Origin of the sequence: Methylobacterium sp. 174MFSha1.1 (assembly GCF_900116815.1) — a bacterium.
Lineage (GTDB): Bacteria > Pseudomonadota > Alphaproteobacteria > Rhizobiales > Beijerinckiaceae > Methylobacterium.
On sequence record NZ_FPCB01000023.1, the window covers coordinates 105635 to 130138 of the forward strand.

At 68.7% G+C, this 24504-nt stretch carries 34 protein-coding genes; 3 read left to right on the forward strand and 31 right to left on the reverse strand.

Going from position 1 to position 24504, the window contains the following annotated elements:
* The first annotated feature begins 104 nt into the window (after positions 1 to 104).
* The 3 genes from BM430_RS20675 (at position 105) to BM430_RS20685 (ending at position 5598) form a co-directional block, all read left to right on the forward strand.
* Positions 105 to 1331: an efflux RND transporter periplasmic adaptor subunit gene (locus BM430_RS20675; RefSeq protein ID WP_093569135.1), complete on the forward strand. Its 1227-nt coding sequence runs from the start codon at positions 105 to 107 to the stop codon at positions 1329 to 1331.
* Between the two features lie 60 nt (positions 1332 to 1391).
* Positions 1392 to 4565, forward strand: a complete 3174-nt coding sequence (locus BM430_RS20680) for an efflux RND transporter permease subunit (protein WP_093569136.1) — start codon at positions 1392 to 1394, stop codon at positions 4563 to 4565.
* 97 nt (positions 4566 to 4662) lie between these two features.
* Positions 4663 to 5598, forward strand: a complete 936-nt coding sequence (locus tag BM430_RS20685; protein WP_093569137.1) for a helix-turn-helix domain-containing protein — start codon at positions 4663 to 4665, stop codon at positions 5596 to 5598.
* A gap of 172 nt (positions 5599 to 5770) precedes the next feature.
* On the opposite strand, the gene BM430_RS20690 is transcribed toward BM430_RS20685, so the two are convergent.
* From BM430_RS20690 to tuf, 31 genes are all read right to left on the reverse strand, one after another.
* A complete protein-coding gene (locus BM430_RS20690) occupies positions 5771 to 7042 on the reverse strand; it encodes an aspartate aminotransferase type Ic (protein ID WP_093569138.1) in 1272 nt (423 codons plus the stop codon).
* A 79-nt stretch (positions 7043 to 7121) separates the two neighbouring features.
* Complete coding sequence (locus BM430_RS20695) at positions 7122 to 7382, reverse strand: PepSY domain-containing protein (RefSeq protein WP_093569139.1); 261 nt, start codon at positions 7380 to 7382, stop codon at positions 7122 to 7124.
* A gap of 129 nt (positions 7383 to 7511) precedes the next feature.
* Complete coding sequence (gene rplQ, locus BM430_RS20700) at positions 7512 to 7934, reverse strand: 50S ribosomal protein L17 (RefSeq protein ID WP_093569140.1); 423 nt, start codon at positions 7932 to 7934, stop codon at positions 7512 to 7514.
* 146 nt (positions 7935 to 8080) lie between these two features.
* On the reverse strand, positions 8081 to 9100 hold the full coding sequence (locus BM430_RS20705) for a DNA-directed RNA polymerase subunit alpha (RefSeq protein ID WP_093569141.1): 1020 nt from the start codon (positions 9098 to 9100) through the stop codon (positions 8081 to 8083).
* A gap of 117 nt (positions 9101 to 9217) precedes the next feature.
* Positions 9218 to 10102 (reverse strand): MBL fold metallo-hydrolase, encoded by an 885-nt coding sequence (locus tag BM430_RS20710; RefSeq protein WP_244539586.1) that lies wholly within the window; start codon positions 10100 to 10102, stop codon positions 9218 to 9220.
* A 59-nt stretch (positions 10103 to 10161) separates the two neighbouring features.
* Positions 10162 to 10551, reverse strand: a complete 390-nt coding sequence (gene rpsK, locus BM430_RS20715; protein WP_015928609.1) for a 30S ribosomal protein S11 — start codon at positions 10549 to 10551, stop codon at positions 10162 to 10164.
* Between the two features lie 141 nt (positions 10552 to 10692).
* Complete coding sequence (rpsM, locus tag BM430_RS20720; protein WP_048425835.1) at positions 10693 to 11061, reverse strand: 30S ribosomal protein S13; 369 nt, start codon at positions 11059 to 11061, stop codon at positions 10693 to 10695.
* 210 nt (positions 11062 to 11271) lie between these two features.
* The gene (locus tag BM430_RS20725; RefSeq protein WP_093569142.1) at positions 11272 to 11871 is read right to left on the reverse strand and encodes an adenylate kinase; all 600 of its coding nucleotides are present in this window, start codon (positions 11869 to 11871) and stop codon (positions 11272 to 11274) included.
* 186 nt (positions 11872 to 12057) lie between these two features.
* The gene (gene secY, locus BM430_RS20730) at positions 12058 to 13395 is read right to left on the reverse strand and encodes a preprotein translocase subunit SecY (protein WP_048450470.1); all 1338 of its coding nucleotides are present in this window, start codon (positions 13393 to 13395) and stop codon (positions 12058 to 12060) included.
* A gap of 134 nt (positions 13396 to 13529) precedes the next feature.
* A complete protein-coding gene (rplO, locus tag BM430_RS20735) occupies positions 13530 to 14018 on the reverse strand; it encodes a 50S ribosomal protein L15 (RefSeq protein WP_093569143.1) in 489 nt (162 codons plus the stop codon).
* 10 nt (positions 14019 to 14028) lie between these two features.
* On the reverse strand, positions 14029 to 14220 hold the full coding sequence (gene rpmD / locus BM430_RS20740) for a 50S ribosomal protein L30 (RefSeq protein WP_093569144.1): 192 nt from the start codon (positions 14218 to 14220) through the stop codon (positions 14029 to 14031).
* 13 nt (positions 14221 to 14233) lie between these two features.
* Positions 14234 to 14815 carry a 30S ribosomal protein S5 gene (gene rpsE / locus BM430_RS20745; RefSeq protein WP_048425830.1) on the reverse strand — a complete coding sequence of 194 codons (582 nt, stop codon included), beginning with the start codon at positions 14813 to 14815 and terminating at the stop codon, positions 14234 to 14236.
* 155 nt (positions 14816 to 14970) lie between these two features.
* Positions 14971 to 15333, reverse strand: a complete 363-nt coding sequence (gene rplR, locus BM430_RS20750) for a 50S ribosomal protein L18 (protein ID WP_093569145.1) — start codon at positions 15331 to 15333, stop codon at positions 14971 to 14973.
* A 9-nt stretch (positions 15334 to 15342) separates the two neighbouring features.
* On the reverse strand, positions 15343 to 15876 hold the full coding sequence (rplF, locus tag BM430_RS20755) for a 50S ribosomal protein L6 (protein WP_093569146.1): 534 nt from the start codon (positions 15874 to 15876) through the stop codon (positions 15343 to 15345).
* Between the two features lie 36 nt (positions 15877 to 15912).
* Positions 15913 to 16308, reverse strand: coding sequence for a 30S ribosomal protein S8 (rpsH, locus tag BM430_RS20760; RefSeq protein ID WP_048425827.1), 396 nt, complete (start codon positions 16306 to 16308; stop codon positions 15913 to 15915).
* A gap of 16 nt (positions 16309 to 16324) precedes the next feature.
* Positions 16325 to 16630, reverse strand: a complete 306-nt coding sequence (gene rpsN, locus BM430_RS20765; RefSeq protein WP_048431920.1) for a 30S ribosomal protein S14 — start codon at positions 16628 to 16630, stop codon at positions 16325 to 16327.
* Positions 16631 to 16671: 41 nt separating this feature from the next.
* A complete protein-coding gene (gene rplE / locus BM430_RS20770) occupies positions 16672 to 17238 on the reverse strand; it encodes a 50S ribosomal protein L5 (protein ID WP_048425825.1) in 567 nt (188 codons plus the stop codon).
* On the reverse strand, positions 17231 to 17548 hold the full coding sequence (gene rplX / locus BM430_RS20775; RefSeq protein WP_093569147.1) for a 50S ribosomal protein L24: 318 nt from the start codon (positions 17546 to 17548) through the stop codon (positions 17231 to 17233). Before rplX ends, rplE begins: the two co-directional genes overlap by 8 nt.
* Positions 17548 to 17916: a 50S ribosomal protein L14 gene (gene rplN, locus BM430_RS20780; RefSeq protein WP_048425823.1), complete on the reverse strand. Its 369-nt coding sequence runs from the start codon at positions 17914 to 17916 to the stop codon at positions 17548 to 17550. Before rplN ends, rplX begins: the two co-directional genes overlap by 1 nt.
* Positions 17917 to 18239: 323 nt before the next feature.
* Positions 18240 to 18494 carry a 30S ribosomal protein S17 gene (gene rpsQ, locus BM430_RS20785; RefSeq protein WP_093569148.1) on the reverse strand — a complete coding sequence of 85 codons (255 nt, stop codon included), beginning with the start codon at positions 18492 to 18494 and terminating at the stop codon, positions 18240 to 18242.
* Between the two features lie 13 nt (positions 18495 to 18507).
* The gene (rpmC, locus tag BM430_RS20790; RefSeq protein WP_048425821.1) at positions 18508 to 18723 is read right to left on the reverse strand and encodes a 50S ribosomal protein L29; all 216 of its coding nucleotides are present in this window, start codon (positions 18721 to 18723) and stop codon (positions 18508 to 18510) included.
* A gap of 14 nt (positions 18724 to 18737) precedes the next feature.
* Positions 18738 to 19151 carry a 50S ribosomal protein L16 gene (gene rplP / locus BM430_RS20795; protein ID WP_093569149.1) on the reverse strand — a complete coding sequence of 138 codons (414 nt, stop codon included), beginning with the start codon at positions 19149 to 19151 and terminating at the stop codon, positions 18738 to 18740.
* A gap of 40 nt (positions 19152 to 19191) precedes the next feature.
* The gene (gene rpsC, locus BM430_RS20800) at positions 19192 to 19923 is read right to left on the reverse strand and encodes a 30S ribosomal protein S3 (protein ID WP_093569150.1); all 732 of its coding nucleotides are present in this window, start codon (positions 19921 to 19923) and stop codon (positions 19192 to 19194) included.
* Between the two features lie 10 nt (positions 19924 to 19933).
* The gene (gene rplV, locus BM430_RS20805) at positions 19934 to 20317 is read right to left on the reverse strand and encodes a 50S ribosomal protein L22 (RefSeq protein ID WP_048444830.1); all 384 of its coding nucleotides are present in this window, start codon (positions 20315 to 20317) and stop codon (positions 19934 to 19936) included.
* 1 nt (position 20318) lies between these two features.
* Positions 20319 to 20597, reverse strand: a complete 279-nt coding sequence (gene rpsS / locus BM430_RS20810; RefSeq protein WP_048444829.1) for a 30S ribosomal protein S19 — start codon at positions 20595 to 20597, stop codon at positions 20319 to 20321.
* A 12-nt stretch (positions 20598 to 20609) separates the two neighbouring features.
* Positions 20610 to 21446 carry a 50S ribosomal protein L2 gene (gene rplB, locus BM430_RS20815; protein ID WP_093569151.1) on the reverse strand — a complete coding sequence of 279 codons (837 nt, stop codon included), beginning with the start codon at positions 21444 to 21446 and terminating at the stop codon, positions 20610 to 20612.
* Between the two features lie 26 nt (positions 21447 to 21472).
* Complete coding sequence (locus tag BM430_RS20820) at positions 21473 to 21769, reverse strand: 50S ribosomal protein L23 (protein ID WP_093569152.1); 297 nt, start codon at positions 21767 to 21769, stop codon at positions 21473 to 21475.
* On the reverse strand, positions 21766 to 22386 hold the full coding sequence (rplD, locus tag BM430_RS20825; RefSeq protein ID WP_048465593.1) for a 50S ribosomal protein L4: 621 nt from the start codon (positions 22384 to 22386) through the stop codon (positions 21766 to 21768). The genes BM430_RS20820 and rplD overlap by 4 nt, the downstream gene beginning before the upstream one ends.
* On the reverse strand, positions 22386 to 23126 hold the full coding sequence (gene rplC / locus BM430_RS20830; protein ID WP_093569153.1) for a 50S ribosomal protein L3: 741 nt from the start codon (positions 23124 to 23126) through the stop codon (positions 22386 to 22388). Before rplC ends, rplD begins: the two co-directional genes overlap by 1 nt.
* 47 nt (positions 23127 to 23173) lie before the next feature.
* Entirely contained in the window at positions 23174 to 23482 is a 309-nt protein-coding gene (gene rpsJ / locus BM430_RS20835; RefSeq protein ID WP_012330343.1) for a 30S ribosomal protein S10, read from the reverse strand.
* Between the two features lie 80 nt (positions 23483 to 23562).
* Positions 23563 to 24504 (reverse strand): elongation factor Tu (gene tuf / locus BM430_RS20840; RefSeq protein WP_093569166.1); only part of this gene is annotated, 942 nt, incomplete at its 5' end.

A 24504-nucleotide genomic window follows, 5' to 3' on the forward strand; every position in this document is an offset into this window, starting at 1 on the left:
CACGCTTGCGTCAGCAAGATTGGCTAAGTGTTGCCCGCGCGTTGCCGATCGGTCATCCCCGTCGCGCCGCAGCGGCACGCCTGCCGACGAAGAGTGTGACGAACATGCCCCGGACGCTGAGACCGATCAGCCAAGTCGTCGTCCTGGCCGTCGTGGCCGCAGGCGCGGTCGTCGCCTACACAACGGTGCGCCCGAGCCACCGCCAGGAGCCGATCACGGCCTTCGCGGACGTGCCGGCCCGGCCGCAGGCGGCCAAGGGCTTCACCCTCACCGCGTCGCAGCTCGCCACGGTGTCGAGCGAGCCGGTGGTCAAGCGCCGGTTCTTCGAGGAGATCGCCACCGAGGGCAAGATCGGGGTCGACGAGTACCAGGCGACGCCGGTCTTCTCGCCCTATCCCGGCCGCGTCATCGCGATCTTCGCCCGCACCGGCGAGCAGGTGAAGCGCGGCGATCCGCTGTTCTCGGTCCAGGCCAACGAGATGGTCCAGGCCCAGAACGACTATCTCGCCGCCCTGAACGTGCTGAACAAGAGCCGCTCGCAGCTCAACTTCGCACAGGCCGCCGAGAAGCGGCAGCGCGACCTGTTCGAGACCCGCGCCACCACCCTGCGCGACCTCCAGGCCGCCCAGAACGACCTCACCACGGCCACCAACGACAACCGCACCGCCGAGGTCGGGCTGGAGGCGGTGCGCAACCGCCTGCGCATCTTAGGCTTGCGCGACGAGGAGATGGCGGCCCTCTCGCGAGGCTCGGCGATCAACCCCAACACCCCGATCAACGCGCCGCTCAGCGGCACCATCATCCAGCGCAAGATCGGCCCGGGCCAGTATGTCGGCTCGAGCGGCGACCCGTCCTACATCATCGGCGACCTGTCGAAGGTCTGGCTGGTGGCGCAACTGCGCGAGACCGACGCCGCCAAGGTCGAGATGGACGAGAAGATCACCTTCCGCGTGCCGGCCCATCCGGAGCGCGAATTCGTCGGCCGGATCAACTTCATCGGCACCTCCGTCGATCCGACCACCCGGCGCATCACCGTGCGGGCCGAGATCGACAACCGCCAAGGCCTGCTCAAGCCCGAGATGTACGCGAGCGTGCGCATCATCAACGAGCGCGAGAGCGTGTCCCATGCCGTGCCCCGCGCCGCCGTGATCCTGGAGGGCAACAAGGCCAGCGTCTGGGTGCTGCGGGCCGACAACTCGGTCGAGAACCGGCCGATCCGGGCCGGCATCGTCGACGGCTCCACCGTCGAGATCCTCGACGGGTTGAAGGAGGGCGAGCGGGTGATCTCCCGCGGCTCGCTCTTCATCGACCGGATGTCGACCCAGAGCTGACGCCCGCCCCCTCCCGTTCTTCGCTCCTCTTCGCGACCCCGCACCTTCGGATCCTCGGCCATGACCGGCATCGTCGGCCTCGCCCTGCGCCAGCGCGCCCTCGTCGTCCTGGCCTTCGTGGCCCTGATCCTCGGCGGGCTCGCGGCGTTCCAGAGCCTCAACATCGAGGCCTATCCCGACCCGACGCCGCCGATGGTGAACGTCATCACCCAGGCGCCGGGCCTCTCGGGCGAGGAGATCGAGCGCTACATCACGGTGCCGATCGAGGTGATCACCTCGGGGCTGCCCGACCTGAAGCAGGTCCGCACCGTCTCGCTCTACGGCCTGTCCGACGTGAAGCTGCAATTCGGCTTCGCCAACAGCTACCGCGAGGCCGAGCAGCAGGTGCTCAATCGCCTCGCCCAGCTCGACACCCTGCCGAACGGCGCCAAGCCCGCCATCTCGCCGGTGAGCCCGATCGGCGAGATCTTCCGCTACAAGCTCGTCGCGCCGGAGGGCTACAGCGTCCTCGACCTGAAGACCCTGCAGGACTGGGTCCTGCGCAAGCGCTTCCGCGCCGTGCCGGGGGTCATCGACGTCATCGGCTGGGGCGGCAAGACCAAGACCTTCGAGATCGGCGTCGACCTCGACCGGCTGATGGCGCATGGGCTGACCCTGTCCGGCGTGGTCAAGACCCTCAACGACAGCAACCTCAATGTCGGCGGCAACCGCATCACCCTGGGCAGCCAGTCGGCGGTGGTGCGCGGCGTCGGCCTGATCCGCTCGGTCGACGACATCGGCGAGACGGTGCTGACCCAGTCCGGCGGCGCCCCGGTCCTGGTGAAGGATGTCGCCACCATCACCATCGGCCACCAGCCGCGGCTCGGCATCGCCGGCATGAACGAGGACGACGACATCGTCCAGGGCATCGTGCTCATGCGCCGCGGCGAGCGCTCGACCCCGTCGATCGAGGCGGTGAAGGCGGAGGTCGCGCGGATCGAGGCCGCCGGCATCCTGCCGCCGGGGGTACGCATCGAGCGCATCTACGACCGCGCCGACCTCATCGCCGTCACCACCCACACCGTCCTGCACAACATGATGGTCGGCATCCTGCTGATCCTGGTGGTGCAGTGGCTCTTCCTCGGCAACCTGCGGAGCGCGCTCATCGTCGTCGCGACGATTCCCTTCGCGCTGTTCTTCGCCGTCATCATCCTGGTGGCGCGGGGCGAATCGGCGAACCTCCTGTCGGTCGGCGCGCTCGATTTCGGCCTGATCGTCGACGGCACGGTCATCATGGTCGAGGCGATCTTCCGGCGCCTCTCGGGCCACGGGCCGCCGCTGCCTCCCGGCCTCGTCGGCGCTAGGGGAATGCCGAGGAAGCTCGGGCTGATCTCGCTCGCCTCCTCCGACGTCAGCCGCTCGATCGTCTTTGCCGCGGTCATCATCGTCACCGGCTTCCTGCCGCTCTTCACGCTGTCGGGCGTCGAGGGCAACATCTTCGGGCCGATGGCCCAGACCTACGCCTACGCGCTCGCCGGCGGCCTCATCGCCACCTTCACGGTGACGCCGGTGCTGTCGGCCTACCTGCTGCCGGAGCACATCCACGAGGTCGAGACGATCCTGGTCCGGAGCCTCGACCGGGCGTACCGGCCGGTGATCCGGGCGGCGCTGGCCCACCGCACCCTGACGCTGGGCTTTGCCGCCCTCATCGGCCTCGGCGTGGCGGTGGAGGGGCGCAATCTCGGCCTCGAATTCCTGCCGAAGCTCGAGGAGGGCAACCTCTGGATCCGCGCCACCATGCCGGCGACGATCTCGCTCGAAGAAGGCAACCTCTACGTCAACCGGATCCGCCGGGTGATCGCCGAGGTGCCGGAGGTCGAGCGGGTGGTCTCGCAGCACGGCCGGCCCGACGACGGCACCGACGCCGCCGGCTTCTTCAACGGCGAGTTCTTCGCTCCCCTGAGGCCCGCCGATCAGTGGCGCGAGGGCGTCACCAAGGACGCGATGACCGGCACGCTGCTGGAGCGGCTGCGCACCGAGTTCCCGGGCGTCGAGTTCAACCTGTCGCAGTACCTGCAGGACAACGTCGCCGAGGCGGTGTCGGGCATCAAGGGCGAGAACTCGTTCAAGGTGTTCGGGCCCGACCTGCAGACCCTCACCGACGTGGCGCGCCAGGTCGAGGCGACCCTGAAGCGCGTGCCCGGCGTCACCGATCTCGGCGTCTTCACCTCCCTCGGCCAGCCGACGGTGCAGATCAACGTCGACCGCACCCGGGCCGCCCGCTACGGCCTGACCCCCGGCGACATCAACACCACGGTGCGCACCGCGATCGGCGGCGATTCGGCGGGCGAGCTCTACGACACCGGCTCCGAGCGCCACTACCCGATCATCGTGCGGCTCGCCTCGCAGTACCGCCAGAGCGTCCGCGCGATCCGCGAATTGCGCATCGCCGGCCAGACCCAGGGCGGCGCGATGGTCCAGATCCCCTTGAGCGCCGTCGCCGATGTCGAGCTGGTGTCGGGCCCGGCCTACATCTACCGCGAGGGCCAGGAGCGCTACCTGCCGGTCAAGTTCAGCGTGCGCGACCGCGACCTCGGCAGCACCATCATCGAGGCCCGCGAGCGGGTGGCGCAGGAGGTGAAGCTGCCGCCGGATTACCGGCTGGAGCTGGTCGGCGAGTTCAACAACATGCAGGGCGCACTGGCCCGTCTCTCGGTCACGGTGCCGCTGGCGATCCTGCTGATCGCCGTGCTGCTGTTCGTGAATTTCGGCTCCCTCGTCGACACGCTCCTCGCGCTCAGCGTGATCCCGATGGCGGTGGCCGGCGGCGTCGTGGCGCTCGCCGTCACCGAGACGCCGTTCTCGGTCTCGGCGGCGATCGGCTTCATCGCGCTGCTCGGCATCGCGGTGATGGACGGCATCATCGTGCTCACCCACTACAACGGGCTGATCGCCCGCGGCGAGGAGCGGGCCGAGGCGATGCTGAAGACCTGCTACACCCAGATGCGCCCGGTGGTGATGACCTGCGTCGTCGCCGGCGTCGGCCTCCTGCCCGCCGCCTTCTCGCAGGGCGTCGGCTCGCAGGTGCAGAAGCCCCTGGCGCTGGTGGTGGTCGGCGGGATGAGCCTGGCGCCGATCCTGATCCTGATCATCCTGCCGGTGCTGATCCTGCTGTTCTCGCGGCGGCGACCGGCGGTCGTGCACGCGCCCGCGGAGCCCGGAGCGCCCGCCCCGGCCGGGGCGGCGATGCACTGACGGGGCGCGGGCGATGATCGCCCTTATGCCGAATAGGACTGGTCAGCCGCGCGGCAGGAGCTAACATCGTCTGCCTTATCGATGAGCGGACCTGCCCGTGAGTCTCGTATCCCGGTCCCTCTTCACGACGGACGCCCTGCCGGAGCGCGACCGCTTCGATGCGTGGCGGACGCTGTTCTCCGCCCACGCCCTCGACGCCGACCCGGCCGGGTTCGCGGGCCGCATCGAGACGACCCTGGTCGGCCCGATGGCGTTGCGCGTCATGAATGCCGCCCCCCAGGGGCCCGCCCGGTCGCGGTCCCAGATCCGCCGCGACGGCCAGGACGGCTTCATCCTGCATCTGAGCCGGCACGCCTACAGCGTGGAGACCGAGCACGGCGTCGCGGAGGTTCCGGCCGGGGCCGTCAGCCTCAACGACCTGTCGCAGCCCTATCGCCGCAGCCGGGTCCCGGAGACGGACTCCCTGATCCTCGCCCTGCCGCGCGCGTCCGTCGCCGCCCTGATGCCCGACGAGGAGGCCCTGCACGGGCTGATCCTGACCGGCGGCGCCGGCCGCCTCCTGGCCGACCACCTGCGGAGCCTGTCCGCGCACAGCCACGCAATCACGACGCTTGACGCGGCCCACATCGCCCAGGCCACGCTCCACATGGTCGCGGCCTGCACGCGCCCGAGCCTGGAGGCGGCCGAGCGCGCCAGCCTGCCCCTCGACGCCGCCCGGCTGAGGACGGCAAAACAGTTCCTGCGCGGTCATCTCTGCACGCCCTTGCGGGTCGACGCGATGGCGAAGGCGCTCGGCATGTCGCGCTCGCAGCTCTACCGCCTGTTCGAGCCGGAAGGCGGGATCGCCCGCTACCTCGCGCGCCAGCGCCTCGCGGCGATCCGGATGGCGCTCGACGATCCGCTCGAACGGCGCTCCATCGGCGAGATCGGGGAGGCCTACGGCTTCGGCACCGGCGCGCTCCTCAGCCGGGCGTTCCGGCAGGCCTACGGCGTCAGCCCGCGCGAATACCGCGCGTCGATCGGGCGGGGCTGAGATCCTGTTTCATCTGCCCGACAGTATCGACATCCTCCGCGTCATTCCGGGCTCCGCTACGCGGCCCCGGAATGACGCGGAGGGTGAGAAAATCGATGGAGGCCGATCGAGCAAGGCTCCGAGAGTGCGAGAGGGTGCCGGGAGCGTCGACGACACGCCCCCGGATGTCGGTTCAGGCCGCGACTCGCCCGCTCCCGCCGGCCTCCCGGCTCTCGGCCGCCGCCAGAAGCACGCAGGTCGCCACCACTTCCGCCGCCGCCTCCACCTCGGCGGGCTTCGGGTAGGACGGGGCGAGGCGCAGCAGCCGGTCCTGCGGGTCGCGGCCGTAGGGATGAGTGGCGCCGGCCGGCGTCAGCGCGAGGCCGCAGGCGGCGGCGAGCGTGACGACGCGGGTGGCGCAGCCCTCCGGCACTTCGAGCAGGATGAAGTAGCCGCCCTCCGGCTCGCTCCAGCGCGCGACCCCGGTGCCGCCGAGGTGGCGGGCCAGGGTATCGGTCACGGCGCGGAACTTCGGCGCCAGCAGGCGGCGGTGGCCGTCCATCAGGGCGTCGAGCCCGGCCTGGTCGCGCAGGAAGCGGATGTGGCGCAGCTGGTTGAGCTTGTCCGGCCCGATGGTGCGCTTGCCGGCATTGCCGAGGTACCAGCGGATGTTGGCCTCGGAGGAGGCGAGCATCGCGAGGCCGGCGCCCGCCAGCGTCACCTTCGAGGTCGAGGCGAAGACGATCGCCCGGTCCGGATGGCCGGCATCAGTGCAGGCGTCCAGGATATTGCGGAGCTGCGGCCGCCGCTCGGTGAGGTGGTGGAGCGCGTAGGCATTGTCCCAAAACAGCCGGAAGTCCGGCGCGCCGGTCTCCATCCGGGCGAGCCGCTCGACCGTGGCGTCGGAATAGGTCTCCCCGCCGGGGTTGGAATATTGCGGGACTGCCCACATCCCCTTCACCCGGGGATCGCGGGCCTCGCGCTCGACCACATCCATGTCGGGGCCGTCGGCGGTCATCGGCACGGGCACCATGCCGATGCCGTAGGTCTCGCACAGGGCGAAGTGACGGTCGTAGCCCGGCACCGGGCAGAGGAAGCGGATCTCCTCCTCCTTCGACCACGGCCGCTGCCCTCCCGGCACGCCCTTGAGCAGCGCGTAGACGATGCAATCGTGCATCAGGGCGAGGCTCGAATTGTTGCCGACGACGATCCGCTCGGGCGCCGCACCGAGCACCGGGGCGAACAGCGCCCGCACCTCGGCGAGACCCTGCACGCCGCCGTAGTTGCGGGCATCCTCGCCGGCCTCGGTGCGGTGGTCGCGGTTGCCCGGCAGGGCCGCCAGCCCCTCCGACAGGTCGAGCTGCTCGGGCGCGGGCTTGCCGCGCGTCATGTCGAGCTTGAGGCCGCGCCCTTGCAGCGCGGCGTAGCGGGCCTGGAGATCGGCGAGGGAGGGAATCGTGGTCATGGTCGAATTCGCTGGTGGAACGGAAGGCGCGTCACCTTTGCGCCTCCCGCGCCGCGGAATCCAGCGTTTCGCCCGCGTCCTACTTCGCCTTTTCCGACAGGATGGCGCCGGTGCGCGGATCGGCCCGGAACTTCATCGCCTTGCCGTCCTTCATCCCCTCCCCTTCCCAATGCCCGTCATCGGCCTCGATCTCGGAGATCAGGGTGTAGCCGGCGGCCTCGGCCTTCTGGATCACCTGGCCGATCGGCATCCAGTCGGCCCCGACCTTGTCGGCGAGAGCGGCCGTGCCCGTACCGGCGAGGATCAGCGCGGCGAGAGCCGGGATGGTCAGCTTGGTCATCGATCGAATCTCCCTTGGTCGGCGGCAACTGCCGTAGGAAGATCGTCGGCCCTGCCGGACGGTTCCGGCCGAGACGAAAAAGGCGGCCCTCGCGGGCCGCCTTCAAGGACAGTCGAGCCGGGTGACGGCTTACTCGGCGGGGGTCTCGTCGGAGACCTGGACCGGGCCGGAATCCTTGCCGCGGGCGTCGACGTCGCGATCGACGAACTCGATCACCGCCATCGGGGCGTTGTCGCCGTAGCGGAAGCCCGCCTTCATGATGCGGCAATAGCCGCCGGGGCGGCTCTCGTAGCGGGGGCCGAGCACGTCGAACAGCTTCTTGACCATCACCTCGTCGCCGCGAAGCGCCGCGATCGCCTGACGGCGGGCGTGCAGGTCGCCGCGCTTGCCGAGGGTGATCAGCTTCTCGACCACGGGACGCAGGTCCTTGGCCTTCGGCAGGGTGGTGATGATCTGCTCGTGCTTGATGAGCGCGGCCGACATGTTCGAGAACATCGCCTTGCGATGCTCGACGGTGCGGTTGAAGCGACGACCCCGGAAACCGTGACGCATGGCTCTCTCCTTTGGTTCTCGGCCGCCGTGCCACGGGTCGGCCGTCCTTTGTGATGAGTGCGGATTCCCGCCACTCCCGATGCGTCCACGCGCGAGGACGCATCGGGAGTGGCGGCGCAGGGCTTCCCCGCGCCGCCGAGAGCGGCCTAGTAGTGCTCCTCGAAGCGCTTGGCCAGGTCCTCGATGTTCTCCGGCGGCCAGCCGGGCACGTCCATGCCGAGGTGCAGGCCCATCGCGGCCAGCACTTCCTTGATCTCGTTGAGCGACTTGCGGCCGAAGTTCGGCGTACGTAGCATCTCGGCTTCGGTCTTCTGGATGAGATCGCCGATATAGACGATGTTGTCGTTCTTGAGGCAGTTGGCCGAGCGGACCGAGAGCTCGAGCTCGTCGACCTTCTTGAGCAGGGCCGGGTTGAAGGGCAGCTGCGGCGCGAGCGGCGCGGCCTCCTCCTTGCGGGGCTCCTCGAAGTTGACGAAGATCTGGAGCTGGTCCTGGATGATGCGGGCAGCGTAGGCCAGCGCATCCTCGGGCGAGACCGCACCGTTGGTCTCGACCGTCATGGTCAGCTTGTCCTTGTCGAGATCCTGGCCCTCGCGGGTGTTCTCGATGCGGTAGGACACCTTGGTGACCGGCGAGAACAGGGCGTCGACCGGGATCAGGCCGATCGGCGCATCCTCGGGCCGGTTGCGCTCGGCCGGGACGTAGCCCTTGCCGGCCGACACGGTGAACTCCATGCGGATCTCGGCCCCGTCGTCCAGGGTGCAGAGCACCAGGTCGGGGTTGAGGATCTGCACGTCGCCGACCGTCGCGATGTCGCCCGCGGTGACCAGGCCCGGGCCGGTCTTGCGCAGGGTCATGCGCTTCGGGGTGTCGCTCGACGAACGGATGGCGATCGTCTTGATGTTGAGGACGATGTCGGTGACGTCCTCGCGCACGCCCGGGATCGACGAGAACTCGTGCAGCACGCCGTCGATGTGGACCGAGGTGACGGCCGCGCCCTGGAGCGAGGAGAGGAGCACCCGGCGCAGCGAATTGCCGAGGGTGGTGCCGAAGCCGCGCTCCAGCGGCTCGGCCACCACGGTGGCGATCCGCTTCGGGTCGTGCCCGGGGGTGACTTCGAGCTTGTTCGGCTTGATCAGCTCTTGCCAGTTCTTCTGAATGACCACGTTCGCACCTCTCGCCAACTTACACCGGGGCGGCCTGAGCGGCCCTCCCCTCGCGGTCTCCCCCGCGCCCGGGAGACACCGCCGTCCTGATCTCTCACGCGTCCGAAGCAGGGGCGGTCAGGACGCCGCGCTCCACTGCTCCGGGACCCAGGCGAAGCCGGCGCCGTCGCGCCGGACCTTGCCGAGGGCCGGAAACTCGAGATGCATCCCGGCGACCAGGAGGCTTTCCGCCGCCGCCTGGTCGAGGATGCGCTTGCGCGTGGCGGCGGCCGTCGCGCCGTCCACGTCGAAGGAGACGCCGGCCTCCGGCCGGGCCAGCTGGATCGCCGGCAGGTGGACCACGTCGCCCCAGATCAGCACCGAGTGGTCGCCCGACTGGACCCGATAGGCGGTGTGGCCGGGCGTGTGGCCGGGCGCCAGGATCGCCTCGACCCCCGGCAGCACCTCGCCCTCGCCGGCCCGGCGGATCCGGTCGCCGTAGGCGCCGACGAGCGCGCGGGCGCGGCGGAACCCCGCCTTCGCCCCCTCCGGCGCCCGCGATTCGGCCCCGTCGGCGAGCCAGTAGGCGGCCTCGGCCTCCGGGATCACCACCTCGGCATTCGGGTAGAGGGCGACGCCGTCCGGCCCCGTCAATCCGCCGACATGGTCGGAATGCAGATGGGTCACCAGCACGGTTCCGATGTCGCCGGGGGCCACGCCGCAGGCCTCGAGCGCCTTCGGCAGATGCCCGAGCGAGGCGGGACCGCTCAGCCCCATCCCGGCATCGACCAGGACCGGCGCCGGCCCGCCGAGGATCAGGAAGGCGCTGACGGAGATCCGCGGCGCCTCGACACTGCGGAAACCGCGCTCCTGGAGGCCCGAGGCCTCGTCGGCGGAAATCCCCTGCACCAGCCCGAGCGACGCCGCGAGATGGCCGTCGTTGAGGGCGACCACAACGCGATCGCCCAGCGTCCAGGGGAGGACGCCGGGCCGGACGATGTCGGCTGTGCGGGGTGTCGACACACGATCCTCTTCGCAGGCGGCCCGGGAGGCTCCGAGGAGCCCCCCGGCACCGGGGACGATCAGACGCGGCGGCGCTTGCGCGGGCGGCAGCCGTTATGCGGGATCGGGGTCACGTCGCGGATCGACGTCACCGTGAAGCCCGCCGCCTGGAGCGCGCGCAGGGCCGACTCGCGGCCCGAGCCGGGGCCCGAGACCTCGACCTCGAGGGTGCGCATGCCGTGCTCGGCGGCCTTGCGGCCGGCATCCTCGGCCGCGACCTGGGCGGCGTAGGGGGTCGACTTGCGGGAGCCCTTGAAGCCCATGGCGCCGGCCGACGACCACGAGATCGTGTTGCCCTGGGCGTCCGTGATGGTGATCATCGTGTTGTTGAACGAGGCGTTCACGTGGGCGACGCCCGACACGATGTTCTTGCGTTCGCGACGACGGACGCGGGTTGCTTCCTTGGCCATACTGTCTTTCGATCCTTCAGGCGCGCCCGTGGTGCCAGGCGCTCGGGACGTCTCTCACGGGTCAGATGACGGCGCTGACGCGCCGCCGGGGTCGGGCGAGACCGGAAGGCCGGCCCCGCCGATCTTTTAACGGATCGCGGCTTACTTCTTCTTGCCGGCGATCGGCTTCGCCTTGCCCTTGCGGGTGCGGGCGTTGGTGTGGGTGCGCTGGCCGCGGACCGGCAGGTTGCGACGGTGGCGCAGGCCACGGTAGCAGCCGAGATCCATCAGGCGCTTGATGTTCATCGAGACTTCGCGGCGCAGGTCGCCCTCGACGACGTAGTCGCGGTCGATCGTCTCGCGGATCTGCAGCACCTCGGCGTCGGTGAGCTGGTTCACGCGACGCTCGGCCGGGATGCCGACCTTCTCGGTGATCTCCTCGGCCTTCTTGGCACCGATGCCGTGGATGTACTGGAGCGCGATGACGACGCGCTTGTTGGTCGGGATGTTGACGCCGGCGATACGGGCCATGGTGTTCCTGCTCTCCATCGCGTCCAGGGCTCTAGCGCCCGGACGATATCCTAGTGTCACGCGCGTCCGGTGGAGTCCGGCCCCTGCGCGTCGTCCCGACGGCAAATCGGCCCGGAGCGGCCTCCAGAGAGGCACGCCGGGCCGTCCGGGTCTGAACGAAGGAGCGCCCACTAGCGCGGGCGCGAACCGTTGTCAACTCAGGGCCTCATGTCACGCGGACACGGCCTGGAACGGAGCGAGCACCGTCTCGAGCTGCTTCGTCACCTCGTCGATCGGCGCCATGCCGTCGACCTGACGCAGGAGGCCGGTGCCGGCGTAGTGGGCCGAGAGCGGCGCGGTCTGGGTGCGGTAGGCCTCGAGCCGGGTCTTGAACACTTCCGGCGTGTCGTCCTTGCGCACCGGCTCGCCGCGGGCCTCGGTCTCGGCGGCCCGCTTGGCGATGCGCCCGACCAGCGCCGCCTCGTCGACCTTGAACTCGATCACCGCGTCGAGCGCCAAGCCCTTCTCGGCCAGCATCGTCTCGAGGGCGACGGCCTGCGCCACCGTGCGCGGGAAGCCGTCGAGGATGAAGCCGCCGCGGGCGTCCCCCTCCTCGATCCGGTCGGCGACGATGCCGATCACGATGTCGTCGGAGACCAGCGCCCCGCTCTCCATCAGGGCCTTCGCCTTGAGGCCGACCGGGGTGCCGGCCGCCACCGCGGCGCGCAGCATGTCGCCGGTCGAGAGCTGCGGGATTCCGAACCGCTCGACGATCCGCGCCGATTGGGTGCCTTTCCCGGCGCCGGGCGGGCCGAGCAGAATGATCCGCATAACCTGTCACTCCCCTCCACCGCGTCCCGCACGGGATCCTTGCCTCCCGGGGCGCGGCCTCTGTCTGCTTGTTCTAGCCCGAGACCCTGCCCGGCCGTTATCCGACCATGCGCCAAGCCCCTGCCCCGACGCAAGGGCGCCCGAGCCGGTTGTACCGGCCCGGGCGCCCGTCGTCGGTCGCGGTCGTCAGCGCCGGCGGGCGCCGCGCAGCTTCGCCTTCTTCACCAGGCCCTCGTACTGGTGCGCCAGCAGATGGCCGTGAACCTGCGCCACCGTGTCCATGGTCACCGAGACCACGATCAGGAGCGAGGTGCCGCCGAAATAGAACGGCAGCGAGGCGTAGGAGACCAGGATCTCCGGGATGAGGCAGATCACCGTCAGGTAGGCCGCGCCGATCACGGTGATGCGCGACAGGACCTTGTCGATGAACTCGGCGGTGCGCTCGCCCGGCCGGATGCCCGGAATGAAGCCGCCATGCTTCTTCAGGTTGTCCGCCGTCTCCTGCGGGTTGAACACCACCGCCGTGTAGAAGAAGGCGAAGAAGATGATCAGCGCCGCGTAGAGCAGCATGTAGAGCGGCCGGCCGTGGCCGAGATAGGTCGCCATGGTGGCGATGATGCCGGTGCCGTTCGGATCGGTCTGGAAGCTCGCGGCGGTGGCCGGCAGCAGCAGCAGCGACGAGGCGAAGATCGGCGGGATGACGCCCGAGGTGTTGAGCTTGAGCGGCAGGAACGAGGTCTGACCCTCGTACATCCGGTTGCCGACCTGACGCTTGGGGTAGTTGATCAGGAGGCGGCGCTGGGCGCGCTCCATGAACACGATGAAGTAGACGACGGCCGCGGCCATCACCACCACGCCGAGGATCACCACCGTCGAGAGCGCGCCCTGGCGCCCGAGCTCCAGCGTGCCGGCGATGGCCGAGGGCAGGTGTGCGACGATGCCCGCGAAGATGATCAGCGAGGAGCCGTTGCCGATGCCGCGCGAGGTGATCTGCTCGCCGATCCACATCAGGAACAGCGTGCCGCCGGTCAGCGTGATCACGGTCGAGACGAGGAAGAAGGGCCCCGGATCCTGCACGATGCCGCCGGAACTCTGCAGGCCGACCGCGATGCCCCAGGCCTGGAAGATCGCCAGCACCACCGTGAGGTAGCGGGTGTACTGATTGAGCACCTTGCGGCCCGACTCGCCCTCCTTCTTCAGCGCCTCGAGCGACGGCACCACCGAGGTGAGCAGCTGCACGATGATCGACGCCGAGATGTACGGCATGATGTTGAGCGCGAAGATCGCCATGCGCTCGACGGCACCGCCGGAGAACATGTTGAACAGCCCGAGCACGCCGCCCTGCGCGTTCGCGAAGCTCTGGCGGAGAGCGTCGGGATCGATGCCGGGCAGCGGGATGTAGGTCCCGAGCCGGTAGACGATCAGGGCGCCCAGGGTGAACCAGATCCGCTTCTTGAGCTCTTCGGCCTTGGCGATGGCGCCGAAGTTGAGGTTGGCGGCGAGCTGCTCGGCTGCAGAGGCCATGGGTTGCGTGTCCTCAGGGTCGGGATCCGCGGCGGGCCGCGGTCAGGGGCGCATTCGCACCCCCCAAAACACGAGCGGCGGCCACGCGCTGGTCGCACGGGCCGCCGCCGATGATCGGTGACTTAAAGTGTGCCTTACGCCGACGCAACCGCGTCGTCGGCGGTCGCGAGCGACTGGGTCACCGAGCCGCCGGCCTTCTCGATCGCCTCGACCGCCGACTTCGACGCCCGGGAGACCTGGAAGGTCAGCTTCGCGGTGAGCTCGCCGACGCCGAGGATCTTGACGCCGTCGCGGGCCTTCGAGACCACGCCGGCGGCGATCAGCGCCTCGAGGGTCACCGGAGCCGAGGCATCGAGCTTGCCGGCATCGACCGCCTCCTGGATACGGCCGATATTGACCGCGTTGAGGTCGGTCGCGCCCGGGTTGTTGAACCCGCGCTTGGGCAGGCGACGGTGGAGCGGCATCTGGCCGCCCTCGAAGCCCTTGATGGCCACGCCGGAGCGCGCCTTCTGGCCCTTCACGCCGCGGCCGGCGGTCTTGCCCTTGCCGGAACCGATACCCCGGCCGACGCGCATCCGCTTCTTGGTTGCGCCTTCGTTGTCACGGATTTCGTTGAGCTTCATGGTGCCCTCCTCACGCCGCGTCGTCGAGAACGCGCACGAGGTGATGCACCTTCGCGATCATGCCGCGGACCGACGGGTTGTCGGGCAGGACGGCGATACGGTGCATCTTGTTCAGCTTCAGGCCGATCAGCGTCTGACGCTGGCTGGCCTCGCGGCGGATCGGCGAGCCGATCTGCTGCACGCGGACGGTCTTCTCAGTCATCGAAGAGCCTCCCTTACGCCGCGTCGGCGGAATCGGCCGAGGCGGCCGAGTCGGCGTCGCGACGGCGGGCCTGGAGGGCCGAGACCTTGAGACCGCGGCGCGCCGCGACCGAACGGGGCGAATCCTCGTTCTTCAGCGCGTCGAAGGTGGCACGCACGAGGTTGTAGGGGTTCGACGAGCCGAGCGACTTCGCCACCACGTCCTGCATGCCGAGCGTCTCGAAGACGGCGCGCATCGGGCCGCCCGCGATGATGCCGGTACCGGCCGGAGCGGCGCGCAGGATGACCTTGCCGGCGCCGTGACGGCCCTGCACGTCGTGGTGCAGGGTGCGGCCCTCGCGCAAAGCCACGCGGACGAGACCGCGCTTGGCCGCTTCCGTGGCCTTGCGGATGGCCTCGGGGACCTCACGGGCCTTGCCGTGACCGAAACCGACGCGACCCTTCTGGTCGCCGACGACGACGAGGGCCGCGAAGCCGAAGCGACGGCCGCCCTTCACAACCTTGGCGACGCGGTTGATGTGGACGAGCTTGTCCACGAACTCGCTGTCGCGCTCCTCGCGGTCGTCGCGGCGACGACCCTCACGCTCACGTGCCATGTGTGTTGTCCATTGACTGACGCGGGCGGCGGTCCCGCTCGCTGTGTGTCATCCGCCGTAATGAGAGAGGGAGCCGCCAGGGCCCCCTCGCCTCATGGGACATCGTGCCGATCCGCGACGGGACGGCGCCCGAGAGGCGCCCTCCCCTGCCGGGATCAGAAGTCCAGGCCGCCCTCGCGGGCCGCGTCGGCCAGGGCCTTGACCCGGCCGTGATAGAGGTAGCCCGAGCGGTCGAAGATGACCTGGCTCACGCCGGCCGCCTTGGCGCGCTCCGCCACCAGCTTGCCGACCTCGGTCGCGGCCGCCTTGTCGGCACCGGTCTTGAGGCGGGTGCGCAGGTCCTTCTCCAGGCTCGAGGCGGCGGCCAGCGTGCGGCCGGTCGCGTCGTCGATGACCTGGACGTAGATCTGCTTGGAGGAGCGGAACACCGAGAGCCGCGGACGACCGTTGGCCGCCTTGCGGATCGCCCGCCGGACGCGCGCGCGGCGCCGATCGAGCAGTTCGATTTTGCGAGACATCGGCCGTCCTTACTTCTTCTTGCCTTCCTTGCGGAAGATGAACTCGCCGGCGTACTTCACACCCTTGCCCTTGTAGGGCTCGGGGCCGCGATAATCGCGGATCTCCGCCGCGACCTGGCCGACGCGCTGCTTGTCGATGCCGGTGACGACGATCTCGACCGGCTTCGGGGTGGCGATCGTGATCCCCTCGGGGATCGCGTACTCGACGTCGTGGCTGTAGCCGAGCGACAGCTTGAGAACCTTGCCGGCGACCGCGGCGCGGTAACCGACGCCGTTGATCTCCAGCTTCTTCTCGTAGCCCTTGGTCACGCCCTCGACCAGGTTCGACACCTGGGCGCGGGAGAGGCCCCACATCGCGCGGGCCTCCTTGGTCTGGGACCGAGGCTGGACCGAGATCGCTCCGTTCTCGTGGCTGACCGACACCTGGTCGGGGACACGGAACTGCAGCTCGCCCTTCTGGCCCTTGATCTTCACGGTCTGGCCGTCGACGGTGGCGGTGACGCCGGCCGGCACGGTCACGGGCTTCTTGCCTACGCGGGACATGCTCGTCTCTCCTTTTCGGCTGTCAGGGTCCGAAGGTCAGAAGACCTTGCAGAGCACCTCGCCGCCGACGTTGCGCTCGCGCGCCTCGTGGTCGGCCATGACGCCCTGAGGGGTGGAGACGATGGTGATGCCCAGGCCGTCGGCGACGCGCGGCAGGGTATCGACCGACGAGTAGACCCGGCGGCCCGGCTTGGAGACGCGCTCGATCGAGCGGATCACCGGCTGGCCGTCGAAGTACTTGAGCTCGATGGCGAACTCGGTGCGCCCGTTGCCGTAATCGGTCGTGGCGTAGTCGCGGATGTAGCCCTCGGACTTCAGCACGTCGAGGACGCGGGCCCGCAGCTTGGAGCCGGGGGTCTGCACGACGTTGCGACGACGCATCTGGCCGTTGCGGATGCGGGTGAGCATATCGCCCACGGGATCGTTGATCATCTGTGGCGCCCTCCCCTTACCAGCTGGACTTGACCAGGCCCGGGATCAGACCCCGGGATCCCAGGTCGCGCAGGGCGACGCGGGAGATGCCGAGCTTGCGGTAGTAAGCCCGGGGACGGCCGGTCATCTCGCAGCGGTTGCGGATGCGGGTCGCGCTGGAGTTGCGGGGCAGCTCCGCCAGCTTGAGGCGCGCCTCGAAGCGCTCCTCCATCGACAGCGACTCGTCGTTGGCGGTGGCCAGCAGCGCCTCGCGCTTCGGGGCGAAGCGCTTGACCAGCTCCCGCCGCTGCTTGTTCTTCTCGATCTTGCTCGTCTTAGCCATGTTCTAGCTCTCCAGTGTCCGCGTATGGGGGCGGTTGGCCCTCACTGCCGGAACGGGAAGTTGAAGTGCTTCAGGAGCGCCCGGGCCTCGGCATCGGTCTTGGCGGTGGTCGCCACGACGATGTCCATGCCCCAGGTGTTCTGGGCCTTGTCGTAGTTGATCTCGGGGAACACCAGGTGCTCCTTGATTCCGAGGGCGTAGTTGCCGCGGCCGTCGAACGACTTCGGGTTCAGGCCGCGGAAGTCACGTACGCGCGGCAGCGCGATGGTGATCAGGCGATCCATGAACTCGTACATCCGCTGCTTGCGCAGCGTGACCTTGCAGCCGATCGGCATGTTCTCGCGGACCTTGAAGGTCGCGATCGCCTTGCGGGCCCGGGTGATCACCGGCTTCTGGCCGACGATCAGGCCGAGATCCTCGGCCGCCACGGTGGCCTTCTTGGAGTCCTGGGTCGACTCGCCGACGCCCATGTTGACGACGATCTTCTCGATCGTCGGCACCTGCATCGGGTTGGTGTAGCCGAACTCCTCGATCAGCTTCGGACGCACCACTTCCTCGTAGTGCTTCTTCAGCCGCGGCGTGTAGCCGTCCTTCAGCGCCTCAGCCATCGATCAGATCTCCCGAGCGCTTCGCGAAGCGAACCTTGCGCCCGTCTTCCAGAATGCGAAAACCGACCCGGGTGGGCTTGCCGTCCTTGGGGTCGGCGACCGCCAGGTTCGACAGGTGGATCGCCGCCTCCTTGGAGATGATCCCGCCCTCGGTGGTCTGGGTCTGGCGCGTATGGCGCTTCACCAGGTTGATCCCCCGGACCAGGGCCCGATCTTCCTTCGGCATCACCTGGATGACCTCGCCGGTGCGACCCTTGTCGCGGCCGGTCAGGACGACGACCTTGTCGCCCTTCTTCACCTTCGCAGCCATTACAGCACCTCCGGCGCCAGCGAGATGATCTTCATGTGGTTGCGAGCGCGCAGCTCGCGCGGCACGGGCCCGAAGATACGGGTGCCGATCGGCTCCTTCTGGTTGTTGATCAGCACGGCCGCATTGCGGTCGAAGCGGATCACCGAACCGTCGGCCCGACGGACGTCCTTCGCGGTACGAACGACGACCGCCTTCATGACGTCGCCCTTCTTCACGCGGCCCCGCGGAATCGCCTCCTTCACCGACACCACGATGATGTCGCCGACGCCGGCATACTTGCGCTTGGAACCACCGAGTACCTTGATGCACATCACGCGACGTGCGCCGGAATTGTCGGCGACGTCCAGATTCGTCTGCATCTGGATCACGGCCTAACGCCCTTTCCTTGTTTCAGGCAGGTCTCCGGCGGGCACGATTGCCCGGCGGACGGCAGCCTGATGGGGATCTCGCGTCCCCGTCCATTAAAAGACCGCGCAGCAGCGCGTTTTCACGCACTGGCGCGGTCAACGAACGCGATGAGGAGCGCGTCACACGCCCTTCATGTTTCGGTGGAGGCCGGCCGTCTACACCGGATCGGCCCCGTTGGCAAGGAGCCGGACCGCCGAAAGACGTCCCGTTCCCCTCACCGAAAGGGGCGCCGGATGGCGCCCCGTGCTCACGAGACGAAGGGGCGCCGAAACGGCGCCCCGTCCTACGCCTCGGCGGTCGCGGCGGCCTCGCCCTCGACCAGCTTCCAGGTCTTGAGCTTGGAATAGGGCCGCGACTCCTCGATGAACACCGTCTGGCCGACCTTGGCCGCGTTGTTCTCGTCGTGAGCGTGGTAGTTCTTCGACCGACGGATGGTCTTCTTCATCACCGGGTGGGTGAAGCGACGCTCCACCTTCACGACGACGGTCTTGTCCTGCTTGTCGCTGACGACGACGCCCTGCAGCACGCGCTTCGGCATGGTGGTATCTCCCTTAGCCCTGCGCCGCCTGCAGCGTCTTCTGGCGCTGCAGGGTGCGGACGCGGGCGATGTCGCGGCGCACTTCGCGCACCCGGGCGACGTTCTCGAGCTGACCCGTGGCCCGCTGGAAGCGCAGGTTGAACTGCTCCTTCTTCAGGTTCAGGAGCTCTTCGCCGAGCTGATCCGGCGACAGCGCGCTTAGGTCAGACAGCCTCTGGCTCGACTTCATCTCGAATATTCTCCTCAGTCGGCGATGCGCTGGATGAAGCGCGTGCGGACCGGCAGCTTGGCGGCACCCAGGCGCAACGCCTCGCGGGCGATGTCCTCGGCCACGCCGTCGATCTCGAACATGATGCGGCCCGGATGCACGCGGGCGGCCCAGTACTCGGGGGCGCCCTTGCCGGAGCCCATGCGGACTTCGGTCGGCTTCGCGGTCACGGGGACGTCGGGGAAGATCCGGATCCAGACCCGGCCCTGACGCTTCATCTCGCGGGTGATCGCGCGGCGGGCCGCCTCGATCTGACGCGCGGTGACCCGCTCCGGCTCCATGGCCTTGAGGCCGTAGGAGCCGAAGTTCAGGTCGGTTCCGCCCTTCGCGAAGCCGTGGATGCGGCCCTTGAACTGCTTGCGGAACTTCGTCTTCTTGGGTTGCAGCATGGCAGCCTCTCAAAACTGAAGGGCGGGGGAAGCGCGGCCCTTAGGCCGCGTCCCGTCCGCCGCGCTCGCCGCGCTCGCGGTCACGACGTCCGCCGGAACGGCCGCCCTCCTCGTGCGCGCGCTTGTCCTGGGCCATCGGGTCGTGCTCGAGGATCTCGCCCTTGAACACCCACACCTTGATGCCGCAGGTCCCGTAGGTGGTGAACGCCGTGGCCGTGCCGTAATCGACGTCGGCGCGCAGGGTATGCAGGGGCACGCGGCCCTCGCGGTACCACTCGAGCCGGGCGATCTCGGCGCCGCCGAGGCGGCCGGAGCAGTTGATGCGGATGCCCTCGGCGCCCAGGCGCATCGCCGACTGCACGGCGCGCTTCATGGCGCGACGGAAAGCGACGCGGCGCTCGAGCTGCTGGGCGATCGAGTCGGCCACCAGGGTGGCGTCGACCTCGGGCTTGCGCACCTCGACGATGTTGATCGTCACGTCGGCCTTGGTCATCGAGTTGACGAGCTTGCGCAGCTTCTCGATGTCCGCGCCCTTCTTGCCGATCACCACGCCCGGACGGCCCGAGTGGATGGTGACGCGGCACTTCTTGTGCGGGCGCTCGATGACGATCTTGGAGACGGCGGCCTGCTTGAGCTGCTTGAGCAGCGCTTTGCGGATCGCGACGTCCTCGTGCATCAGGCGAGCGTACTCGCCCTTGTTGGCGTACCAGCGCGAGTCCCAGGTCCGGTTGATGCCGAGCCGGAGACCGATCGGGTTGACTTTCTGGCCCATCGATTCCTCCTCAGGCGGCTTCGGCCGGGACTTCCCGCACCACGATGGTGAGGTTCGCGAACGGCTTCAGGATGCGGGCGCCACGGCCGCGGGCGCGGGCGTGGAAGCGCTTCAGGACGAGCGCCTTGCCGACATAGGCCTCCTTGACGACGAGATCGTCCACGTCGAGGTCGTGGTTGTTCTCGGCGTTGGCGATCGCGCTCTCGAGGCACTTCTTGACGTCGACCGCGATCCGCTTGCGCGAGAACTGCAGGTCGGCCAGAGCGGTCGAGACCTTCTTGCCGCGGATCAGCTGCGCCACCAGGTTCAGCTTCTGCGGGCTGACGCGCAGCATGCGCGCGACGGCCTTCGCCTCGTTCTGGGGGAGCGCGCGGGGTGCTGCTGCCTTGCCCATATCAGCGCCTCTTCGCCTTCTTGTCGGCCGCGTGACCGTGGAAGGTACGGGTCGGCGAGAACTCGCCGAACTTGTGACCGACCATTTCCTCGGAAACGTAGACCGGAATGTGCTTCTGTCCGTTGTAGACCCCGAAGGTCAGACCAACGAAATGCGGAAGGATCGTGGAGCGACGGCTCCAGATCTTGATCACCTCGTTGCGGCTCGCGCCGCGCGCGGCGTCCGCCTTCTTGAGGAGGTAGCCGTCGACGAACGGCCCCTTCCAGATTGAACGTGCCATGGGACGAAGCCCTTACTTCTTGCGGTTGTGGCGGCTCGACACGATGAACGTGTCGGTGCGCTTGTTCGAGCGGGTCTTCTTGCCCTTGGTGGGGATACCCCACGGCGTGACCGGATGACGACCGCCCGAGGTGCGACCCTCGCCGCCGCCGTGCGGGTGGTCGATCGGGTTCATGGCGACGCCGCGGTTGTGCGGGCGCCGGCCGAGCCAGCGGTTGCGGCCCGCCTTGCCGAGCGAGATGTTCATGTGGTCGGGGTTCGAGACCGCGCCCACCGTGGCGTAGCACTGGCCGTGCACCAGGCGCTGCTCGCCCGAGTTCAGGCGCAGCGTGACGTAGCCCTGGTCGCGGCCGACGATCTGGGCGTAGTTGCCCGCGGACCGGGCGATGGCCCCGCCCTTGCCGATCTTCAGCTCGACGTTGTGCACGATCGTGCCGACCGGCATGTTGCCGAGCGGCATGGCGTTGCCGGGCTTGATGTCGACCTGCTCGCCCGAGACGACCCGGTCGCCGGCCTTCACGCGCTGCGGCGCCAGGATGTAGCTCTGCGCCCCACCCTCGTAGCTCACCAGCGCGATGAACGCCGTGCGGTTCGGATCGTACTCGATCCGCTCGACGGTGCCGACCTTGCCGGCGTGCTCACGCCGCTTGAAGTCGATGTTGCGCAGCGTCCGCTTGTGGCCGCCGCCGCGGAAGCGCACGGTGACGCGACCGAGGTTGTTGCGGCCGCCGGTGGACGACTTGCCCACCGTCAGCGACTTGACCGGCTTGCCCTTGTAGAGCTCCGAACGGTCCACGATCACGAGCTGGCGAAGGCTCGGCGTGACCGGCTTGAATGTCTTCAAAGCCATTGGCTTGTTCCCTTACGCCGTTCCCCTCAGAGCCCGGTCGTGACGTCGATGCTCTGACCCTCTTCGAGGGTCACGATCGCCTTCTTCACGTCCGAACGCTGGCCGCGCTGACCGCGGAACATCTTGGTCTTGCCCTTGGTGGTGAGCGTGTTGACGCTCTTCACCTTGACCTCGAACAGCTTCTCCACCGCTTCCTTGATCTGCGGCTTCGTCGCCTTCGGGGCCACCCGGAACACAACCTTGTTGAGCTCCGAGAGGTTGGTCGCCTTCTCGGTGATGACCGGGGAGACGATCACGTCGTAGTGGCGCGGATCAGCGCTCATTTGAATCGCGCCTCCAGCGCATCGACGGCGGCGCGGGTCAGCACGAGCTTCTCGCGGCGCAGGATGTCGTAGACGTTGATGCCCTGCACCGGCAGGACGTCGATCTGCGGCAGGTTGCGGGCCGCACGGGCGAAGTTCTGGTCGAGCTCGGCGCCGCCGATGATCAGGGCGTTCGAGAGCGACAGCTTGCCGAACCGCTCCTTGAGCGCCTTGGTCTTGCCCTCCTCGAGGCGGGCATCGTCCATGACGATCAGCTCGGCGCTCTTGACCTTGGCCGAGAGGGCGTGGCGGAGCGCGAGCGCCCGGACCTTCTTGGGCAGGTCGTGGGCGTGCGAGCGGGTGACCGGGCCGTGGGCGCGGGCGCCGCCGCGGAACTGCGGGGCGGAGGCAGCGCCGTGGCGGGCGTTACCGGTGCCCTTCTGCTTATACAGCTTCTTGGTCGTGCGGGCGATCTCGCCGCGCTGCTTGGTCTGGTGGGTACCAGCCTGGCGCTTGGCGAGCTGCCAGCGGACGCAGCGCTGCAGCAGGTCGGCACGGGGCTCGAGGCCGAAGATGGCCTCGTCCAGCTCGACCGAGCCGGCCTCGGCGCCGTCGAGCGTGGTGATCTCGAACTTCATCACGCGTTCTCCTCGGTGGCCGGAGCCGCGGGAGCCTCGACCTGGCTGTCCGCGGGAGCAGCGGCCTGCTCGCGGAACTTGCCCGGCATCGGGGCATCGGCCGGCAGCTTGCGCTTCACGGCGTCGCGGACGAAGATCCAGCCGCCGTCGACGCCCGGGACCGAGCCCTCGACCAGGATCAGGCCGCGCTCGACATCGGTGCGCACGACGCGCAGGTTCTGGGTCGTCACCCGCTCGACACCGAGATGGCCCGGCATCTTCTTGTTCTTGAAGGTCTTGCCCGGGTCCTGACGGCCGCCGGTCGAACCGATCGAACGGTGCGAGATCGACACGCCGTGGGTGGCGCGCAGACCGCCGAAGTTCCAGCGCTTCATGCCGCCGGCGAAACCCTTACCGGTGGTCGTGCCCGTCACGTCGACGAACTGACCGGCCAGGAAGTGGTCCGCGGTGATCTCGGCGCCGACCGGGATGATCGCGTCCTCGCTGACGCGGAACTCGGCCAGCTTGCGCTTCGGCTCGACCTTCGCGACGGCGAAATGGCCGCGCTGGGCCTTCGTGACGTTCTTGACCTTGGCCTTGCCGACGCCAACCTGGAGCGCGACGTAGCCGTTCTTCTCGACCGTGCGGTGGGCAACCACCTGGCACTGATCGACCTTGAGCACCGTGACCGGAACATGCTCGCCGGCGTCCGTGAAGACGCGGGTCATGCCGACCTTCTGTGCGATGACTCCTGAGCGCATGGTTCTCCCCCGCGCAGCCTAGTGAAGCTCTAAGAACCCGAGGGTCCTCAGAGCTTGATCTCCACGTCGACGCCGGCGGCGAGGTCGAGCTTCATCAGCGCGTCCACGGTCTGGGGCGTCGGATCGACGATGTCGAGCACGCGCTTATGGGTGCGCATCTCGAACTGCTCGCGCGACTTCTTGTCGATGTGGGGCGAGCGGTTGACGGTGAAGCGCTCGATCCGGGTCGGCAGCGGGATCGGCCCGCGGACCTGGGCCCCGGTCCGCTTCGCCGTCGAGACGATCTCGCGGGTCGACGAGTCCAGGATGCGATGATCGAACGCCTTGAGGCGAATGCGGATATTCTGGCCGTTCATGTGATGTCTACCTCGCGACGGGATGGGGCGGGCACGAGGCCCGCCCCGTCACCTGTCCGCTCGTGGAAGCGCCTGGACGCTTACTCGGTGATGGAGGCGACGACGCCGGCGCCGACGGTGCGGCCGCCCTCGCGGATGGCGAAGCGCAGCTTCTCCTCCATCGCGATCGGCACGATCAGCGTCACGTCCATCGTCACGTTGTCGCCCGGCATCACCATCTCGGTGCCCTCGGGCAGCTGGCACACGCCCGTCACGTCCGTCGTCCGGAAGTAGAACTGCGGACGGTAGTTCGTGAAGAACGGCGTGTGGCGGCCGCCCTCCTCCTTCGTCAGGATGTACGCCTCGGCCTTGAACTTCGTGTGCGGCTTCACCGAACCCGGCTTGCACACCACCTGACCGCGCTCAACGTCCTCGCGCTTCGTGCCGCGCAGAAGAACGCCGACGTTGTCGCCAGCCTGCCCCTGGTCCAGAAGCTTGCGGAACATCTCGACGCCGGTCACCGTCGTCGTCGTCGTCGCGCGGATGCCCACGATCTCCACCGACTCGCCGACCTTCACGATCCCGCGCTCGACGCGACCCGTCACCACCGTGCCGCGGCCAGAGATCGAGAACACGTCCTCGATCGGCATCAGGAACGGCAGGTCGATCGGACGCTCCGGCTGCGGGATGTAGGCGTCCACCGTCTTCATCAGCTCGAGGATCGCCTCGTGGCCGATCTTCGGCTCGCGGTTCTCCAGCGCGCACAACGCCGAGCCCTTGGTGATCGGGATGTCGTCACCCGGGAAGTCGTACTTCGAGAGAAGCTCGCGCACCTCGAGCTCGACCAGCTCCAGAAGCTCCGGATCGTCGACCATGTCGACCTTGTTCATGAACACCACCAGCGCCGGAACGCCGACCTGGCGGGCGAGCAGGATGTGCTCGCGGGTCTGCGGCATCGGGCCGTCGGCCGCCGACACGACCAGGATCGCGCCGTCCATCTGCGCGGCGCCCGTGATCATGTTCTTCACGTAGTCGGCGTGCCC

What these genes read in the sequence shown, in the direction of transcription:
- rpmC (WP_048425821.1), bottom strand. Translation starts at nt 18,723, where the DNA reads ATGAAGTCGAGCCAGAGGCTGTCTGACCTAAGCGCGCTGTCGCCGGAT.
- rpsE (WP_048425830.1), bottom strand. Translation starts at nt 14,815, where the DNA reads ATGGCACGTGAGCGTGAGGGTCGTCGCCGCGACGACCGCGAGGAGCGC.
- rpsS (WP_048444829.1), bottom strand. Translation starts at nt 20,597, where the DNA reads ATGGCACGTTCAATCTGGAAGGGGCCGTTCGTCGACGGCTACCTCCTC.
- BM430_RS20675 (WP_093569135.1), top strand. Translation starts at nt 105, where the DNA reads ATGCCCCGGACGCTGAGACCGATCAGCCAAGTCGTCGTCCTGGCCGTC.
- rplO (WP_093569143.1), bottom strand. Translation starts at nt 14,018, where the DNA reads ATGAAGCTCAACGAAATCCGTGACAACGAAGGCGCAACCAAGAAGCGG.
- rpsH (WP_048425827.1), bottom strand. Translation starts at nt 16,308, where the DNA reads ATGATCAACGATCCCGTGGGCGATATGCTCACCCGCATCCGCAACGGC.
- rplC (WP_093569153.1), bottom strand. Translation starts at nt 23,126, where the DNA reads ATGCGCTCAGGAGTCATCGCACAGAAGGTCGGCATGACCCGCGTCTTC.
- rpsC (WP_093569150.1), bottom strand. Translation starts at nt 19,923, where the DNA reads ATGGGCCAGAAAGTCAACCCGATCGGTCTCCGGCTCGGCATCAACCGG.
- rplD (WP_048465593.1), bottom strand. Translation starts at nt 22,386, where the DNA reads ATGAAGTTCGAGATCACCACGCTCGACGGCGCCGAGGCCGGCTCGGTC.
- rpsJ (WP_012330343.1), bottom strand. Translation starts at nt 23,482, where the DNA reads ATGAACGGCCAGAATATCCGCATTCGCCTCAAGGCGTTCGATCATCGC.
- rplE (WP_048425825.1), bottom strand. Translation starts at nt 17,238, where the DNA reads ATGGCTGAGGCGCTGAAGGACGGCTACACGCCGCGGCTGAAGAAGCAC.
- BM430_RS20680 (WP_093569136.1), top strand. Translation starts at nt 1,392, where the DNA reads ATGACCGGCATCGTCGGCCTCGCCCTGCGCCAGCGCGCCCTCGTCGTC.
- rplV (WP_048444830.1), bottom strand. Translation starts at nt 20,317, where the DNA reads ATGGGCAAGGCAGCAGCACCCCGCGCGCTCCCCCAGAACGAGGCGAAG.
- rplQ (WP_093569140.1), bottom strand. Translation starts at nt 7,934, where the DNA reads ATGCGTCACGGTTTCCGGGGTCGTCGCTTCAACCGCACCGTCGAGCAT.
- rplF (WP_093569146.1), bottom strand. Translation starts at nt 15,876, where the DNA reads ATGTCCCGCGTAGGCAAGAAGCCCGTGACCGTGCCGGCCGGCGTCACC.
- BM430_RS20820 (WP_093569152.1), bottom strand. Translation starts at nt 21,769, where the DNA reads ATGAGCGCTGATCCGCGCCACTACGACGTGATCGTCTCCCCGGTCATC.
- rpsK (WP_015928609.1), bottom strand. Translation starts at nt 10,551, where the DNA reads ATGGCCAAGGAAGCAACCCGCGTCCGTCGTCGCGAACGCAAGAACATC.
- rplR (WP_093569145.1), bottom strand. Translation starts at nt 15,333, where the DNA reads ATGTCTCGCAAAATCGAACTGCTCGATCGGCGCCGCGCGCGCGTCCGG.
- rplB (WP_093569151.1), bottom strand. Translation starts at nt 21,446, where the DNA reads ATGGCTTTGAAGACATTCAAGCCGGTCACGCCGAGCCTTCGCCAGCTC.
- BM430_RS20690 (WP_093569138.1), bottom strand. Translation starts at nt 7,042, where the DNA reads ATGACCACGATTCCCTCCCTCGCCGATCTCCAGGCCCGCTACGCCGCG.
- rpsN (WP_048431920.1), bottom strand. Translation starts at nt 16,630, where the DNA reads ATGGCTAAGACGAGCAAGATCGAGAAGAACAAGCAGCGGCGGGAGCTG.
- rpmD (WP_093569144.1), bottom strand. Translation starts at nt 14,220, where the DNA reads ATGACTGAGAAGACCGTCCGCGTGCAGCAGATCGGCTCGCCGATCCGC.
- BM430_RS20695 (WP_093569139.1), bottom strand. Translation starts at nt 7,382, where the DNA reads ATGACCAAGCTGACCATCCCGGCTCTCGCCGCGCTGATCCTCGCCGGT.
- rplX (WP_093569147.1), bottom strand. Translation starts at nt 17,548, where the DNA reads ATGGCTGCGAAGGTGAAGAAGGGCGACAAGGTCGTCGTCCTGACCGGC.
- rpsQ (WP_093569148.1), bottom strand. Translation starts at nt 18,494, where the DNA reads ATGCCGAAGCGCGTGCTGCAGGGCGTCGTCGTCAGCGACAAGCAGGAC.
- rpsM (WP_048425835.1), bottom strand. Translation starts at nt 11,061, where the DNA reads ATGGCCCGTATCGCCGGCGTCAACATCCCGACCAACAAGCGCGTCGTC.
- BM430_RS20725 (WP_093569142.1), bottom strand. Translation starts at nt 11,871, where the DNA reads ATGCGGATCATTCTGCTCGGCCCGCCCGGCGCCGGGAAAGGCACCCAA.
- rplP (WP_093569149.1), bottom strand. Translation starts at nt 19,151, where the DNA reads ATGCTGCAACCCAAGAAGACGAAGTTCCGCAAGCAGTTCAAGGGCCGC.
- secY (WP_048450470.1), bottom strand. Translation starts at nt 13,395, where the DNA reads ATGGCCTCTGCAGCCGAGCAGCTCGCCGCCAACCTCAACTTCGGCGCC.